This window comes from Nonomuraea sp. NPDC049637, from assembly GCF_040675235.1.
GTDB lineage: Bacteria > Actinomycetota > Actinomycetes > Streptosporangiales > Streptosporangiaceae > Nonomuraea.
In genome coordinates this window covers 278,061-293,680 of the sequence record NZ_JBFAOM010000001.1, presented here as the reverse complement: position 1 = coordinate 293,680, position 15,620 = coordinate 278,061, and the positions used below count along the sequence as shown (strand labels likewise).

At 73.5% G+C, this 15,620-nt stretch carries 12 protein-coding genes; 5 read left to right on the top strand and 7 right to left on the bottom strand.

The window, feature by feature from the left end; genetic code table 11:
* Positions 1-17: 17 nt before the first annotated feature.
* Entirely contained in the window at positions 18-707 is a 690-nt protein-coding gene (locus tag AB0J71_RS01385; RefSeq protein ID WP_352327859.1) for an alpha/beta hydrolase, read from the bottom strand.
* 13 nt (positions 708-720) lie between these two features.
* Positions 721-2,166 carry a PLP-dependent aminotransferase family protein gene (locus tag AB0J71_RS01380; RefSeq protein ID WP_352327860.1) on the bottom strand — a complete coding sequence of 482 codons (1,446 nt, stop codon included), beginning with the start codon at positions 2,164-2,166 and terminating at the stop codon, positions 721-723.
* 60 nt (positions 2,167-2,226) lie between these two features.
* Between AB0J71_RS01380 and AB0J71_RS01375 the strand changes: the two genes are divergently transcribed.
* Positions 2,227-3,399 (top strand): aminotransferase class I/II-fold pyridoxal phosphate-dependent enzyme, encoded by a 1,173-nt coding sequence (locus AB0J71_RS01375; RefSeq protein WP_352327861.1) that lies wholly within the window; start codon positions 2,227-2,229, stop codon positions 3,397-3,399.
* 47 nt (positions 3,400-3,446) lie between these two features.
* The gene (locus AB0J71_RS01370; RefSeq protein WP_364411895.1) at positions 3,447-4,382 is read left to right on the top strand and encodes a serine/threonine dehydratase; all 936 of its coding nucleotides are present in this window, start codon (positions 3,447-3,449) and stop codon (positions 4,380-4,382) included.
* 70 nt (positions 4,383-4,452) lie between these two features.
* Here the strand turns inward: AB0J71_RS01370 and panB are convergent, their stop codons facing one another.
* The gene (gene panB / locus AB0J71_RS01365) at positions 4,453-5,292 is read right to left on the bottom strand and encodes a 3-methyl-2-oxobutanoate hydroxymethyltransferase (RefSeq protein ID WP_352327863.1); all 840 of its coding nucleotides are present in this window, start codon (positions 5,290-5,292) and stop codon (positions 4,453-4,455) included.
* 134 nt (positions 5,293-5,426) lie between these two features.
* Between panB and AB0J71_RS01360 the strand changes: the two genes are divergently transcribed.
* From AB0J71_RS01360 to AB0J71_RS01350, 3 genes are all read left to right on the top strand, one after another.
* Positions 5,427-6,668: an MFS transporter gene (locus AB0J71_RS01360; RefSeq protein ID WP_352327864.1), complete on the top strand. Its 1,242-nt coding sequence runs from the start codon at positions 5,427-5,429 to the stop codon at positions 6,666-6,668.
* Between the two features lie 248 nt (positions 6,669-6,916).
* Positions 6,917-8,458, top strand: a complete 1,542-nt coding sequence (locus tag AB0J71_RS01355) for an MFS transporter (protein ID WP_352327865.1) — start codon at positions 6,917-6,919, stop codon at positions 8,456-8,458.
* 7 nt (positions 8,459-8,465) lie between these two features.
* Positions 8,466-9,083, top strand: a complete 618-nt coding sequence (locus AB0J71_RS01350) for a TetR/AcrR family transcriptional regulator (RefSeq protein WP_352327866.1) — start codon at positions 8,466-8,468, stop codon at positions 9,081-9,083.
* A gap of 7 nt (positions 9,084-9,090) precedes the next feature.
* On the opposite strand, the gene AB0J71_RS01345 is transcribed toward AB0J71_RS01350, so the two are convergent.
* The 4 genes from AB0J71_RS01345 to AB0J71_RS01330 all read right to left on the bottom strand — a co-directional run bounded on the left by AB0J71_RS01345 (position 9,091) and on the right by AB0J71_RS01330 (position 15,585).
* Complete coding sequence (locus AB0J71_RS01345) at positions 9,091-10,254, bottom strand: DNA alkylation repair protein (protein WP_364411892.1); 1,164 nt, start codon at positions 10,252-10,254, stop codon at positions 9,091-9,093.
* Positions 10,255-10,353: 99 nt separating this feature from the next.
* On the bottom strand, positions 10,354-12,126 hold the full coding sequence (locus AB0J71_RS01340; RefSeq protein WP_364390746.1) for an NAD+ synthase: 1,773 nt from the start codon (positions 12,124-12,126) through the stop codon (positions 10,354-10,356).
* A 32-nt stretch (positions 12,127-12,158) separates the two neighbouring features.
* Positions 12,159-13,655 carry a BTAD domain-containing putative transcriptional regulator gene (locus AB0J71_RS01335; RefSeq protein WP_364390744.1) on the bottom strand — a complete coding sequence of 499 codons (1,497 nt, stop codon included), beginning with the start codon at positions 13,653-13,655 and terminating at the stop codon, positions 12,159-12,161.
* 49 nt (positions 13,656-13,704) lie between these two features.
* A complete protein-coding gene (locus tag AB0J71_RS01330) occupies positions 13,705-15,585 on the bottom strand; it encodes a sensor histidine kinase (RefSeq protein ID WP_364411890.1) in 1,881 nt (626 codons plus the stop codon).
* Between the last annotated feature and the right edge of the window lie 35 nt (positions 15,586-15,620).

The window sequence follows — 15,620 nt, the reverse complement described above, 5'->3', positions numbered from 1 at the left end:
GGCCGACAGTGAAGAATTCACGACTTCCTGGACAGCTTCAGCAGCGCGTCCGTGACCCCCTCGGGGTCGATCACCTGGTGCAGGTGGAGGCCGGGCAGCCGGGTCACCGGCCAGCCGCGCCCGGCCGCGTCGCGGGCCACCTCCTCGTACGGCGGCCCGAACCACAGGCACGAGCACCTGACCGCGTCCCAGCCCGCGGGCACCGGGACGGGCTGCGTGTAGTAGTCGAGGGGCAGCCGCGGCTGCTCGCCGGTGACCAGCAGCCGCTGGGCGGGGTCGGGGAGCATGGCCACGATGTCCTCCTCGTCCCACCAGTCGGTCCAGCGCGGCAGCACGCCGTCGGGGCCCGCCAGGCCGCGCAGGAACGGCAGGAAGCCCTCCTCAGCCGTCCTGACCAGCCCCTGGGACGGCGGCACGTGCGCGTCGGCGAACACGCACGCCACCACCCGGTCGCCCAGCCCCTCCTTGATCACCGGCACGAAGAACCCGGCGTTGCTGTGCGCCACCAGCACGAGCGGCCCGTCGGAGTGCACGGCCGCGCGCACCGCCGCGACCACGCGCGGCCAGTACGGCGCCCCGCCGGCGGACACGCCGGTCAGGTCGGGGACGACGGCCGCCCGGCCGCGCCGCGCCAGCGACTCGGCCACCGGAGCCCACGTCGAGGGCCCGACGGAAGGGCTGTGCACCAGCACGAAGGTCGTTTCCATGGCCCCCACCCTGTCAGACGACGAGGGCGTGCCGGGAGACGGGTTTCCCGGCGCCGTCGTAGGCCGCCCAGGCCGCCGCGAGGTCGCACACCGCCCGCGACAGCTCCTCCTCGGGGAACAGGAAGTGCAGGCGCAGGTGGCCGGCGTGGCCGCCCAGCGGGTCGAAGGAGCCGCCCGGCGGCACCGCGACGCCGTGCCGGAGCGCCACCTGGGCGAAGGAGCCGGCGTCGCCGCGCGGCAGGCGCACCCAGACGGTCTGGCCGCCCTGGGCCGGCTCGAACGTCCAGGACGGCAGGCGCGCCCGCAGCTCGGCGCACAGGTGGTCGTGCCGCCGGCGCAGGGCGCGTACGCGGGACTCGCGCACCTCGCTGAGGCGGCGCAGCAGCGCGACGGCGGCGAGCTGGCTGAAGACCTCGCCGCCGAGATCGTGCACGGCCCGCAGCCTGGCCAGCCGCGAGACCAGCGGGGCGGCCGCGCGGATCCAGCCCACCCGCAGCCCGCCCCACACCAGCTTGCTCAGCGAGCCGACGGTGACCACCCGCTCGCCCCCGCCGAAGGCCGCCACCGGCGCCGGCGTCCCGCCGGAGAAGCACAGTTCGGCGCAGACCTCGTCGTCGACCAGCGGCACGTCGTGCGCGGCGGCCAGGGCGGCCAGCCGCCTGCGGCCCGGGTCGTCCATGACCGCGCCGTCGGGGTTGCGCGCGGTGGGCACGCTGTAGACCAGCGCCGGCCGCTCGCGCATCGCGCGCAGCGTCTGGTCGCCGCCCGCGTCGCCCAGGTCGACGGGCTTGACGACGGCCGCCGCGTGCCGGAACACCTCCAGCGCCCCCGGGTACGTCGGCGCCTCGGTCAGCACGGTGTCGCCCGGCGCCACCAGCAGGCCGGCCAGCAGCGTGAGCGCCTGCTGCGCGCCCGTCGTCACCATGATCTGGTCGGCCGTGGTGGGCAGGCCGCGCGCGGCGTAGTAGCCCGCCAGCGCCTCCCGGAGCGCGGGGTCGCCCGCCGGGTGGTAGCCCAGATCGCGCCGGCCGGCCACCCGCGCCCCCGCCTCCTGGTACGCCTCGAACAGCGCCGGCGGCGGGTCGTCCGGCGCCGCGCAGGTCAGCAGCCGCACGCCGTCGGAGTCGTGCAGGAGGTTCAGCATCAGCGGGTTGGCCGCCACGCCGTCGGCGGTCCTGGTGGCCGGCGGGTCGCCCGGCGCGACGCGGGTGCCGCTGCCCTGGCGGCGCGTCACCCGGCCCTCCTGCTGGAGCAGCTCGTAGGCGGCGACCACCGTGCCGCGGCCGACCGCGAGCCGGTCGGCCAGCACCCGGTCGGGCGGCAGCCGTTCGCCGGGCGGCAGCACGCCGTCGTCGATCAGCGCCCGCAGCCGGGCGGCGAGCAGCAGGTAGAGCGGCCCGCGCCCGGAGGCCCACCGGCCCAGCAGATGGACGAGGTCATCGGGATTGGCCCTGTTCATGGACCAATTCTCCGGTATTGGCTCTGCACTCGCGCACCAATCCAGGGGATATTCGATGACATGAGTGATTTTCGCCCTGAGACGCGTGCCGTCCATCTGCCGCAGCCCCCGGTCGAGGGCAGCCGGCCGATCGGCATGCCCATCTACCAGAGCGCCGGGTTCGCCTTCGACGACCCCGAGCTGATGGGCGTGGCGATGACCCGCCCCGACGACGCCTTCGTCTACGGCCGCGACACCAACCCCACCGTGCGCGCCCTGGAGCTGGCGGTGTCCGGCCTGGAGGGCGGCGCCGCCGCGCTGGCCGCCGCCTCCGGCATGGGCGCGATCAACACCGTGCTGCTCGCCCTGCTCAAGCCGGGCGACCACCTGATCGCCCAGCGCTCCCTGTACGGCGGCACCGCCACCATGCTCAACGACCTGGCCGGCCGGTTCGGCATCGCCGTCACCCACGTCCCCGAGAACGACCCCGCCGCGCTGCGCGCCGCCGTCCGGCCCGAGACGCGGCTGGTCTACCTGGAGACCATCAGCAACCCGATGGGGCTGGTCGCCGACCTGCCCGCGATGTGCGCCACGGCCCGCGAGCTGGGCGTCCTGTCGGTGGTGGACAACACCTTCGCCACGCCGGTGCTCTGCCGTCCCCTTGAGCACGGCGCCGACGTCGTCGTGCACTCCGCCACCAAGTACCTGTCCGGGCACGGTGACGTGATCGGCGGCATCGCCGTCTTCGCCGACCCCGACCTGTACGGAAAGGTCTGGCACTTCGCCACCGAACTGGGGGCCGCGGCCGCGCCCTTCACGGCCTGGCTGACGCTGCGCGGGATCCAGACGCTGCCGCTGCGCATGGAACGCCACTGCGCCAACGCCGACCTCCTGGCCCGCCGGATCGCCGAGCACCCCGCCGTGACGGCCGTCCACTGGCCGGGGCTGCCCGCGCATCCGTCGTACGAGCTGGCCGCCAAGCTGCTGCCGGCCTTCGGCGGCGTGTTCTCCTTCGAGCTGGCCGGCGGGCGGGCGGCGGGGGAGGCGTTCATGCGGTCCGTACGGCTGGCGCGCATCGCCCCCTCGCTCGGCGGCGTCGAGACCCGCGTCATGCAGCCCGCCACCACCTCCCACCGTTTCCTCGGCCCCGAGGACCTGGCCAGGCACGGCGTGAGCGAGGGCATGGTGCGCGTGGCCGTGGGCGTCGAGCATCCCGAGGACCTGTGGGCGGACCTGGCCCAGGCGCTCGGATAACGTCGGCTCATACCCGCCCATTGCGGGCGCACGACCGAAGGAGAGCCGTGACCACCGTCACTCACCAGGACGTCCTCGACGCGGCCGGCCGGATCGAAGGGCACGTGCTGCGCACGCCCGTCCTGGAGATCTCGCCGGGCCTGTCACTGAAACTGGAGCTGCTGCAGCACTCGGGCTCCTTCAAGGTGCGGGGGGCGTTCAACCGCATCCTGTCGGCCGGCCCGTTGCCCGCCGCCGGGGTCATCGCGGCCAGCGGCGGCAACCACGGGCTGGCCGTCGCCCACGCCGCCAGGGCGCTCGGCGTGCGGGCCGAGATCTTCGTGCCGGAGGTGACGAACCCGGTCAAGGTGGCCGGGCTCAAGGCGCTCGGCGCGCACACCACCCAGATCGGGGCGATCTACTCCGAGGCCGCGGAGGCCGCCGCCAAGCGCGCCGCCGAGACCGGCGCGCTGGCCGTGCACGCCTACGACCAGGCCGAGGTGCTGGCCGGGCAGGGCACGACCGGGCTGGAGATCATGCAGCAGACCGGGGGCGTGGACACGGTGGTGGTGGCCGTGGGCGGCGGCGGGCTCGCCGGGGGGATCACCCTGGGCGCCCGCGCCGGGGGAGCCGCGCCGCGGATCGTGGCGGTGGAGCCGTACGCCATCCCCACGCTGCACGAGGCGCTGCGCGCGGGCCGTCCGGTGCCGGTGCCGGTGGGCGGCGTGGCGGCCGACGCGCTCGGCGCCACGCAGCTCGGCGGGCTGGCTTTCGAGGTGTTGTCGGGGGCCGGGGTGGACAGCGTCCTGGTGGACGACGACGCGATCGTCGCGGCCCGGCGGACGTTGTGGGAGCGGCACCGGCTGGTGGCCGAGCCCGCGGGCGCGGCGGCGTACGCGGCGCTGCTGTCGGGGGCCTACCGGCCCGCGGCGGGGGAGCGGGTGGCCGTCGTGGTGTGCGGCTCCAACACCGACCCCGCCACGCTCTACGGCGCGGCGGGGTGAGCGCGGCCCAGATGCGCGGGGCGCGGGACGGCACCCGGGGCTTCTTCGCGGTGCGGGACGGCGCGCGCGGTCAGCTGTAGGTGTGCTCGGGGGCCGGGAAGGCCCCCGAGGTCACCTCGTCGGCGAAGGCCCGCACCGCGCGGTCCATCTCCGAGGCCAGGTCGAAGTAGCGCTTGACGAACTTGGCCGGGCGCGGCGTCAGCCCCATCAGGTCCTGCCACACCAGGACCTGCGCGTCCGTGGACGGCCCCGCCCCGATGCCGACCGTCGGGACCGACAACGACGTGGTCACCCGGTGCGCCAGGTCGGCCGGCACGCACTCCAGCACCACCGCGAACGCCCCGGCCCGCTCCAGGTCCTTGGCGTCGGCCATCAGCTCGTCGCCCGACTGCCCGCGCCCCTGCACCCGGTAGCCGCCGAGCGCGTTGACCGACTGCGGCGTGAGCCCGAGGTGGGCCATGACCGGCACGCCCGCCGACACCAGCGCCTCGACCTGCGGCAGCACCCGCCGGCCGCCCTCCAGCTTGACCGCGTGCGCGCCCGCCTCCTTCATGAACCTGGCCGCCGACTCCAGCGCCTGCTGCGGCGACCCCTGGTACGACCCGAACGGCAGGTCGGCCACGACGAGCGCCCGCGACGACCCCCGCACCACGGCCGCGGTGAGCGGGACGAGGTGGTCGAGGGTGACCGGGAGGGTGGAGTCGAAGCCGTAGACGACCATGGCCGCGGAGTCGCCGACCAGCAGCACGGGCACGCCCGCCTGGTCGAACACCCGGGCCGTCATCGCGTCGTAGGCGGTGACCATGGGCCACCGCTCTCCGCGCTCCTTGGCCGCCGCGAGGTCGCGGACGGTGATCCGGCGCCCTGACGCGCCGCCGTACAGCGTGGTGGAAGACGTGGTGGAAGACATGGAACTCCCTCCAGAAACGTCTCGAGGCGTCCCAGTGACGTCCCCGGACTCCTTCGATGATGTCATGCGGGAAATCCGGTGGCGAAACTGTCGGTGCCTCTTGACACAATCGACGCGGAGGTAAACGACACACCATGGCTCTCGACCAATACCGCAGGCTCTTCCGGCTGCCCGGCGTCCGCACTCTGCTCCTGGTGGGGATGCTCGCGCGCGTCCCGGCCACCGCCATGGGAATGGCGCTCACCCTCCACGTGGTCTTCGGGCTGCGCCTGGGCTACGTCGAGGCCGGCGTGGTGACGATGGCCAGCACGGTCGGCATGGCCGTCGGCTCGCCGTTGTCGGGCCGGATGGTCGACCGCCACGGGGTGCGTCCCGTGCTCGTCGTCACCACCCTGGCCCAGGCGGTGTTCTGGTCGTGCGCGTGGGCGCTGCCGCTGCCCGCCCTCGCCGTCATGGCGGCCCTGGCGGGCCTGCTCAACCTGCCGGTGTTCAGCGTGACCAGGCAGTCGCTGGCCGCGCTGGTGCCGCCGGAGCAGCGGCGCACCGGGTTCACGCTCGACTCGATGCTGGTCGAGCTGTCGTACATGACCGGTCCCGCGCTCGCCGCGGCCGGCATCACCACGCTGGGCAGCACGACGACGCTGGTCCTCATCGGCGTCGGCATCACGGCCGCGGGCCTCGGCCTGATCGTGTTCAACCCGCCCACCCGGTCGGCCGTCGAGCTGGAGGAGCCGGTGGTGAAGGTGCCGCGGCGGCAGTGGCTCACGCCGGGCTTCGTCGCGCTGCTCGGCACCACGGCGGCGGCCACGTTCATCCTCACCGCGACCGAGCTCGGGCTGGTGGCCACCATCAACACCGCGGGCGAGACGCAGTGGGTCGGCCTCGCCGTGGCGATCTGGTGCCTCTACTCGCTGGTCGGGGGCTTCGTCTACGGCGGGCTGTCGCGCGGGTTCTCGCCCCTGGTGCTCATCGCGGGCATGGGCCTGCTGACCATCCCCGTGGGCCTGGCCGGCGCCGACTGGCGGTGGCTGATCCTGGCGATGCTGCCCGCCGGTCTGCTGTGCGCCCCGGCGCTGTCCTCCACCGTCGACGTGCTCAGCCGCTGGGTGCCCGCCGCGGCCAGGGGCGAGGCGATGGGCCTGCACGGCACGGCCCTGCTCATCGGCGGGGCCGCGTCCTCGCCGATCGCCGGGGCGATCATCGACGGCAGCGGGCCGACGTGGGCGTTCGTGGTGGCGGGGCTGGTCGGGGTGGTCATGGTGGCGGTCGCGCTGCCGCTGTGGCGGCGGCGTCCGCCGGTCGCGGGCACACCGGTCGCGGGCACGCCGGTCGAGGCCGAGGAGCACGTCCAGCCTCCGGCGGCGGCCAAGAGCTGATCCGGGGGGTTCCAGCCTGCCGGCCGTCGGGCCGGCGGGTGTGTCAGCGGTGCCCGCAGGCTTCGTGACGGCCTGTGCGGGGGTGGTTGTGACGCCCTGCGCCGGGGTGAACGGGGTTTCCCCGTTGTTTCCCCGTGCGCACTCCGCCCGTCAGAGGAAAGTTACGAAACGGGACCGTTGCGTATCGGAATACCTTGCGATACGGTGTCGTTGCGAAACTTGGTCGTATCGAAATTAAGGACGTTCTCATGGATCAGAACGCGGGGCATCCACGCAGGTGGGGCATCCTGGGAGTGCTGGTGTTCAGCCTCCTGGCGGTCGTGCTGGACAACACGATTCTCAACGTGGCGATGAAGACCATTGCCGACCCCCATGCCGGCTTGGGCGCGACGCAGGGCCAGCTGGAGTGGGCGATCAACTCCTACACGCTGGTCTTCGCCGGGCTGCTGTTCACCTTCGGCGTGATCGGCGACCGCACGGGCCGCAAGCGCATGTTGTTCATCGGCATGGCGCTGTTCGGCCTGGCCTCGCTGGCCAGCGCCTACTCCCAGGACCCGATGCAGCTGATCCTCGCCAGGGCGGCGATGGGCATCGGCGGCGCGGCGATCATGCCGGCCACGCTGGCGATCATCTCCAACGTGTTCCCGCCCGGCGAGCGTGGCAAGGCGATCGGCGTCTGGGCCGGCGGCGTGGGGCTCGCGGTGGCGATCGGCCCGATCACCGGCGGCCTGCTCATCGAGCACTTCTGGTGGGGCTCGGTCTTCCTGATCAACGTGCCGATCGTGGTGATCAGCATGTTCCTCATCGCCGCCTTCGTGCCCGAGTCGCGTGACCCGAAGCCGTCCAAGCTCGACCCGGTGGGCGTGCTGCTGTCGATCATCGGTCTGGTCGCGCTGGTCTACGGCATCATCCGCGGCGGCGACCTGGGCACCCTGGCGAACGCCGAGGTGATCGTCCCGACGGTGGCCGGCCTGCTCGTGCTGGGCGTGTTCGTGTGGTGGGAGCGGCGCATCGACAACCCGGTGTTCGACGTGCGCAACTTCAGCAACGTACGGTTCAGCTCGGCCATCGGCATGATGGGCCTGGTCTTCTTCGCGATGATGGGCGGGATGTTCTTCCTGACCTTCTACCTGCAGATCGTGCTGGGCTTCAGCCCGATCCAGGCGGGGGCCCTGATGATCCCGTTCGCCGCCGCGCAGCTCATCTTCGCGCCGCTCAGCCAGCGGGTGAACCAGCTCTTCGGCGCCAAGCTGTCGGCCACGGTCAGCATGCTCGTGGTGACCGCGGCGCTGGGCAGCTACGCGCTGATGGACGTCGACACGCCCGTGGTGCTGATCGAGATCATCTTCTTCGTCCAGGGCGCGGCGATGGCGAACATCATGCCGCCCGCGACCACCGCCATCATGGAGGCGCTGCCCAGGGAGAAGGCCGGTGTGGGCTCGGCCATGAGCAACACCGTCCGCCAGGTCGCCGGCGCGCTCGGCGTGGCCGTGCTCGGCTCCGTCCTGTCCAGCAGCTACCGCGGCGAGATCGCCTCGGCGCTCCCCGCCGGCGCCCCGCACACCGCCGGTGAGTCGATCATGCAGACGCTGCAGTTCGCCGGAACGCTCGGCGAGCGCGGCCATGCGCTGATCAAGCCCGCCTTCACCGCCTTCGTCGACGGCATGCACGTCACGGCGATGGTGTCGGCCGTGATCGGCCTGGTGGGCGTCGCGGTGGTGGCCAAGTGGATGCCGGGCAAGGCGCGCCCGGTCCAGCAGGCGGAACAGAAGGAACCAGCGGTAGTGTGAGGCCGCGATGACGATCCAGGATTCAGGGACTGCCCGCCCGGCGGGCCGTCCGCGCAGCGAGAAGGCCGAGAAGGCGATCATCGACGCGACCCTCGACCTGATCGGTGAGGGCATGGGGGTGTCGGAGCTGTCGATCGAGGCCATCGCGTCGCGGGCGGGCGTCGGCAAGACCACGATCTACCGGCGCTGGTCCAACAAGGAGGACCTGGTCGTCGACGCCCTGTCCACGCTGAAGGCGCCGCTCCCGCCGCTGTCCGGCCTCTCCGTGCGCGACGACCTGATCGTCCTGCTGGACGCGATGCGCAGGGAGGCGGGCCAGGCCCGCACCCGGTGCGTGATGAACATCGCGATGAGCGAGGCCGATCGTTATCCCCGGCTGATGGAGCGCTTCGTGAAGCGGGCCGTCGAGCCGCGCAGGGAGGCGCTGCGCTCGGTGGTCGAGCGCGGCGTCGCCACCGGCGAGCTGCGGCCCGGCCTCGACGTCGACCTGGCGATGGCCCTGTTCTCCGGCACGATGATGTGGCAGTCGAAGTGGGGTCCGGCCGGCGACCTCCCGGCCGACCTGGCCGAACGGGTGGTCGACATGGTCCTGCTCGGGCTGGCCGGAGACCGCGCCGAGCCCTGAATCTCCCTCACCCCGCACGGAGGCGCGTCCCTCGGGACGGCCTCCGTTCGTCGTTCCGGGGTGGCCTGTGCCCTACTGTCGCGCCGTGCCCTGAGCCGTCTGAGCCGCCGGTCAGGGTGAAGGGCGCGGTGGCCGCCACGCGGCCGTTGACGATGACGTCGAGCTCGCGCGGGCCGGGCGGCTCGTTGCGGGTGGTGACCGGGCGGAAGGAATGGCTCTTGCGCAGCGTGAACTCCGCCCCCTCGGCGGTGGCCGACCGTTCGCCCAGGTGGAAGACGCGGCGAGAGCCCACCCGGCGGACGGCGTACTTGACCACCAGCGGGCCTGGCGCGCCCGCCGTGACCGTGACGCTGAAGGTCAGGCTGCCGCCGACGGCGACCGTGTCGGACTCCAGGGTGAGCGCCCGCGCCGAGCCGCTGCCCGGCGTGGCGCCCAGCAGCACGAGCGCCTCGGGATGCCCCGACCGCAGCAGCCCGCGCACCGCGTGGCGGACGACCCGCTCGACGTGCGAGCCGCCACCCGCCCGCCAGCGGGCCAGCACGGCGAGCGCCGCGTCGGGGTGGTCCTTGGCCAGGTCGTTGACGTGGTTGGCGACCGAGCGGCGGACGTATTCGCTCGGGTCGTCGCGCAGCAGGTCGAGCAGGGGCAGGGTGGGGCCGGGCGCCATCAGCCAGCCGACCCGCGGAGCCCACGGCAGGCGCGGCCGGGAGCCTTCGGAGGCCAGGCGGCGCAGGTGCTCGTCGGGGGACTCGGCCCAGCCGTACATGATCTTGAGGGCGTCGTCGCGGTGGTGGTCGAGGTAGGGGCGCACGGCGAACTCGCCCGTCGAGTACGGCGTGAGCGCCGCCAGCGTGGCCATCGCCGCCTCCAGGTGGCCGAGCCCGTGGACGGCGGTGTGGTCGGTGAGCGGCCAGCCGCTCCACAGGTCGAGCTCCCCGCGCGCGGCGCAGGCCCGCACCAGCTCGGCGGCCCGCGGATAGGGCAGCGGCAGGGCGTCGTGGAGGGCCGTGGAGACGTGCCTGACGCGGCCCTTCAGCTCCAGCGGGCCGAGCCCGGCCAGGGCGCGTTCGGTGAACCGGGCGCGCGGGAACGACGGCCACACGGCGGCCATGCCGTCGGCCAGCACCGAGACGGACCGGGCGTTGATCAGGTCTTTGAGCGGTTGTGCCACGGCCCCACCCTGCCATCCACGACCGACAATCCGCCCGCCCCTCCGGAGCGGAGGGGCGGGCGGGCCTGCCGCTCTTCTTGCGGGTGGACGGCGATGGGGTCAGGTCGTCGTCTCGCGCCACCGGTTGGTGATGGGCAGACGGCGGTCGCGCCCGAAGTTCTTCGGCGTGATCTTGGGCCCCGGCGGGTACTGGCGGCGCTTGTACTCCGCCAGGTCCACCAGCCTGATCACCCGCGTGACCAGCGCCGGGTCGTGCCCGGCCGCGATGAGCTCCTGCGAGCCCATGTCCTTCTCCACGTAGTCGTCCAGCAGCCGGTCCAGCACCTCGTACGGCGGCAGCGAGTCGGTGTCGCGCTGGTCGGGACGGAGCTCGGCGCTGGGCTCCTTGGTGATCGAGTTCTCCGGGATCGGCTGCTCGACGTCCATCAGGAAGCCCTCGCAGGTGTGCGCGTTGCGCCACTTGGACAGCTCCCACACCATCGTCTTCGGCACGTCCTTGATCGGGGCGAAGCCGCCGGCCGAGTCGCCGTAGAGGGTGGAGTAGCCGGTCGCCAGCTCGCTCTTGTTCCCGGTGGTCAGCACCAGGTGGCCGTGCTCGTTCGACAGGCCCATGAGGATCATGCCGCGCACCCTGGCCTGGAGGTTCTCCGCGGCCAGGCCGGACAGCTCGATCTCCTTCTCGAAGGCCGTGACGATCTCTGCGATCGGCGCGATCCTGGAGTTGATGCCCTGCCTGGCCACCAGGTCCTCGGCGTCGGCCAGCGAGTGGTCGGAGGAGTAGCGCGAGGGCATGAGCACGACGTGCACCCGCGACGGGCCGATCGCGTCGGAGGCGATGGCCGCCGTCAGGGCCGAGTCGATGCCGCCCGACAGGCCCAGGATGACCGACTGGAAGCCGTTCTTGGCCACGTAGTCGCGTACCGCGAGCACCAGGGCCGAGTACACCTCGGCGTGCAGGTCGAGCCGTTCGGCGACGGGGGCGGGCGCCGCCGGGTAGGGCGCCACGGGCTCCTGCGAGAGCACCCGGCGCTCCACGGTGATCGTGGTGCCGTCGAGGGCGTCGCAGGGGAACGTCCCGGGCTCGGCGTCGGAGACCGGCAGGTCGAGGTCCACGACCAGCAGCTCCTCGCGGAACTGGCCGGCCCGCGCGACCAGCTCGCCCGAGCCGTCGACGACGATCGAGTCGCCGTCGAAGACCAGCTCGTCCTGGCCGCCGACCTGGTTGACGTAGGCGAGCGCGCAGCCGGCCTCGCGCGCCCTGCGGGCGCACAGCTCCAGCCGTACGTCGTCCTTCTCCTTCTCGTACGGCGAGGCGTTCGGCACCACCAGCAGCCCGGCGCCCGCCTGGCCGACGACGGACACCGGCCCGCCCTCCTGCCAGAGGTCCTCGCAGACCGCGATCGCCACGTCCACGCCGTGCAACCGGAAGATCGGCAACCGGTCGCCGCGCACGAAGTAGCGGTACTCGTCGAACACGCCGTAGTTGGGCAGGTGGTGCTTGGCCGTGCGGGTGACGACCTCGCCCTTGTGCAGCAGCGCGGCCGCGTCCAGCGGCGCGCCCTTGGGCTGCCCCACGCGGGGGGCCAGGCCGGCGCGGTCGACGTAGCCGACGACCACGGGGAGGTCGCCCAGTCCCTCGCGGTCGAGCCTGCGCGCCACCTCCTCCAGGGTCCTGACGCTGGCGTCCACGAAGGACGTGCGCAGCACCAGGTCCTCGACGGGATAGCCGGTGAGGAACATCTCGGTGAAGACGACGAGGTGAGCGCCCCGCTCGGCGGCGTCACGGGTCCACGCGACCAGCCGCTCGGCGTTGGCGGCCAGGTCGCCGACGGTCGGATTCGTCTGTGCCAGGGCTATGCGCAGTTGTGCCACGTCATTAGCCTAGTACGACCCGATTTTTATCGTCAAAGCGACGAAAAGTGTCCCATGTCGCCAGGAGTGACCAATCCGGACTCGTAGGCCGCCATCACCAGCTGCGCCCGGTCGAACAGCCCCAGGTGGTCCAGCAGCGACTTCACCAGCGCCGCCACCTCCTCCTCGGGCAGTGCGAGCGTCTGGCCGATCTGCCGGTTCGTCAGCCCGCGCGCGACGAGTTTGAGCACGTCGAGCCGGGCGTCGGAGAGCCCGGCCAGCGCCGGCGGCGAGGCCGGGTCGGTGCGGCCGGCGAACGCCGAGATCAGCCGGGTGGTGACCGCCGGGTCGATGAGCGCGTCCCCGACGGCGGCCGCCCTGATGGCGGCCAGGAACTGCTCGGGGGCCGAGGTCTTCAGCACGAAGCCGCTCACGCCCGCGCGCAGCGCCGCGTACAGGTTCTCGTCGCTGCCGAACGTCGTCATCATGACGACCTTGGGCGGGCGTTCCCCGGCCAGGATCCGGCGGGCGGCGGCCAGGCCGTCCAGGTGCGGCATCTGGATGTCCAGCAGCACGACGTCCGGCCGGTGCGCGCGCACCCCCGCGATGGCCTCCTCACCGTTGGCGGCCTCGCCGGCCAGCACGACGCCGTCCTCGCTGTCGAGCATGGCGCGCAGCCCCGCCCGTACGAGCGCCTGGTCGTCGGCCACCAGCACGCGCAGCACCCGCTCGTCGGCGGCCGCGGCCGGCACGGGCGACGGCGCGGGAGACGGCACGGGAGACGGGGCGGACGGCACGGGCGGCGGCTCCTCCAGCCGCTGGGCCAGCATGTCGGCCTCCAGCCGGCGCAGCCCGGCCGACAGGTCGAGCCCCAGCTCGTCCCGCCACACCGCGCGGGCCCGGCGCAGCGCGGCCAGCGCGTCGCCCTGGCGGCCCATCCGGTACAGCGCGAGGGCCAGCAGCCGCCACGCCTCCTCGCGCAGCGGATGGGCCGAGGCGTGCGCCTCCAGGTCGGCCACCAGGGAGGTGGCCCGGCCGAGCGCGAGACCGGCGTCGGCGCGCCGCTCGACCGCGATCAGCCGCAGCTCCTCCAGCCGGCCCGCCTCGGTCGCCGCCCAGGTCAGCTCGGCGAACTCGGCCAGCGCCGGCCCGCGCCACAACCCGAGCGCGCTCTCCATGGCCGCCCACACCTGCGGCGGCGGCCCCTCGGTCTTCACCAGGCCCTCGAACCGCCACGAGTCCACCTGCTCGGGCGTGGCCCGCAGCGCGTAGCCGGGCGCGGCCGAGACCAGCACCTCGGCCTCCTCGCGCGGCGCGCGGCCGGGCTCCAGCGCGCGCCGCAACCGGGAGACGTAGCCCTGGATGGTGGACAGGGCCTGCGCGGGCGGATCGCCCGGCCACAGCTCGTCGATGAGGGTGTGCACGGGCACGGCCCGGCCGCCCGCCACGAGCAGACGGGCGAGCACCGCCCGCTGCCGCTGGCCGCCGAGGTCGAGGGGGACGCCGTCGCTCCAGGCGTGGAACGGTCCCAGTGCGGTGAATGTCAGCATGTCAGGGGTAAGCGTAGAGGGAGAACACGTCCGGGGATATGGCGAATTGTCACAGGGGAAGTTCGGCGTGGACAACCGTGCCACCTCCTGGTCCCGTTCGTACGGCGCAGGTGCCGCCGAGCTCGGCGGCCCGTTCGCGCATCGAGCCCAGCCCGACGCCGGGCCGCGCGTCCGGCGGCAGGCCGATCCCGTCGTCGCGGACCGTGACGCGCAGCCGGTCGTCGCGGCGCAGCGCCACCGTGATCCGCGAGGCACTGGCGTGCTTGCGGGCGTTGGTGAGCGCCTCCTGCACGATGCGGTAGGCCGCGACCTCGACCGCGGCGGGCAGGCCGGTCAGCTCGCCCGACGTCTCGATCGGCGTCCCGGCCAGCTCCTCGATCGCGCCGGCCAGGCCCAGCTCGTCCAGGGCGGGCGGGCGCAGGCCGTAGACGAGCTGGCGGATGTCGCCGGTCACGGCGTCCATGCCGGCGCGCAGCCCGGCCAGCAGCCGGTCGGCCTGCTCGGGGGCGCTGTGCATGGTCAGCCGGGCGGCGTTGATCGACATGGCCATGCCGGTCAGCGACTGGCCGAGCCCGTCGTGCAGGTCGCGGCGCAGCCGCCGCCGTTCCTCCTCCCGCGCGGTCAGGATGCGCTCGCGCGAGCGCTGCAACGCCGCCGTCAGCCGTACGGCGTGCGCGGCGTCGGCGATGTACGGCGTGATCGTGGCGATCACCCGCTCGTCGTGGGCCGCGGGGAACCTGCGCCGGTCCGTCGGCCCGATCAGCAGCAGCCCGACCGGCTCGCCGTGCCACACCAGCGGCACCGTCCTGGCCGCCGCGCCCACCACGCCGGACGTGGTGACCGCGCCGTCGGCCTCGACCGCCACGCCGGTCACCGACAGGCCATCGCGCAGCACGTCGAGCGTGGCCAGCAGGCCGTGCACCGGGTCGGTGTGCTGCAGCCGGTGCCGCAGCCGCCGGGCCAGCGTGCCGGGGACGCCGGTGCTGCCGTACAGCAGGCGGTCCACGCCGCGTTGCAGGCCGCGGCGCATCGGCTGGAAGAACGCCCCGGCGAACAGGGCCGCCGGGATCCCGGCGATCCGGTCCACCTCCGACAGGAACAGGCTGAGCGCCGCGCTGACCGCCACGTACACGAGGGTGATCACGATGGCCAGGCCGGTGCCCACCAGCGCCCTGCTGATCAGCGTGTCGATGCCGAACAGCCGGTAGCGCAGCACCGCCACGGCGATGGCCGCCGGGATCAGCGGGATGGCCAGCGAGGCCACCCACCAGACGTCCGCGCCGAGCATCCAGGGCACCAGCAGGCCCGGCAGGGCCACCAGCAGCCACAGGAGCTGCCGCCGCTCGACCGCGTCGCCGCGCCGGAAGCGCACGACCAGCGAGGCGAAGGCCAGCACCATGCTCGCCGAGAGCGTGCCGTGCCCGGCCTCGCGCAGCTCCGGCCGGCCGGTCAGCAGCCCGGCCCAGTCCAGCGCCTGCCCGGCCACGGCCAGCGCGATCACCGCCCGCCAGCGCCGCGACAGCAGCCTGCCCACCGGGTACAGCAGGGGCAGCAGGACGCCGAGGGTCAGCTCGCAGACGTTCCAGGTCAGGTTGACGACCGGCCAGCGTAGCCCCGGCCGTCCGTCGAGCAGCTGGTAGAGGTTGGCCGACAGGATGTTGGCCGCCGCGCTCGCCCCGCCCAGGCACAGCAGCCAGCCGATGACCAGCCGCGGCCTGCTGTGCACGAGGATCGCGCCGAAGACCGGGAAGGCCGTGCCCGCCATGTCCTCCGGCGCGAACGGCAGCGGCGTGGACGGCGACGGCGGCAACTGGGCGGTCACCCAGATGTCGGCAAGCTCCAGCACGACGGCGAACGTGGCGATCCCGATCGCGACGCGGGGCGTGGCCAGCCTCGTCACCACCCGGCGCGCCCAGACTGCGTGGCGCATCCCACCATTTCCTTCCGTGATCGGCAGGAAATTAT

What these genes read in the sequence shown, in the direction of transcription:
- AB0J71_RS01385 (WP_352327859.1), bottom strand. Translation starts at nt 707, where the DNA reads ATGGAAACGACCTTCGTGCTGGTGCACAGCCCTTCCGTCGGGCCCTCG.
- AB0J71_RS01380 (WP_352327860.1), bottom strand. Translation starts at nt 2,166, where the DNA reads ATGAACAGGGCCAATCCCGATGACCTCGTCCATCTGCTGGGCCGGTGG.
- AB0J71_RS01375 (WP_352327861.1), top strand. Translation starts at nt 2,227, where the DNA reads ATGAGTGATTTTCGCCCTGAGACGCGTGCCGTCCATCTGCCGCAGCCC.
- panB (WP_352327863.1), bottom strand. Translation starts at nt 5,292, where the DNA reads ATGTCTTCCACCACGTCTTCCACCACGCTGTACGGCGGCGCGTCAGGG.
- AB0J71_RS01360 (WP_352327864.1), top strand. Translation starts at nt 5,427, where the DNA reads ATGGCTCTCGACCAATACCGCAGGCTCTTCCGGCTGCCCGGCGTCCGC.
- AB0J71_RS01355 (WP_352327865.1), top strand. Translation starts at nt 6,917, where the DNA reads ATGGATCAGAACGCGGGGCATCCACGCAGGTGGGGCATCCTGGGAGTG.
- AB0J71_RS01350 (WP_352327866.1), top strand. Translation starts at nt 8,466, where the DNA reads ATGACGATCCAGGATTCAGGGACTGCCCGCCCGGCGGGCCGTCCGCGC.
- AB0J71_RS01335 (WP_364390744.1), bottom strand. Translation starts at nt 13,655, where the DNA reads ATGCTGACATTCACCGCACTGGGACCGTTCCACGCCTGGAGCGACGGC.
- AB0J71_RS01330 (WP_364411890.1), bottom strand. Translation starts at nt 15,585, where the DNA reads ATGCGCCACGCAGTCTGGGCGCGCCGGGTGGTGACGAGGCTGGCCACG.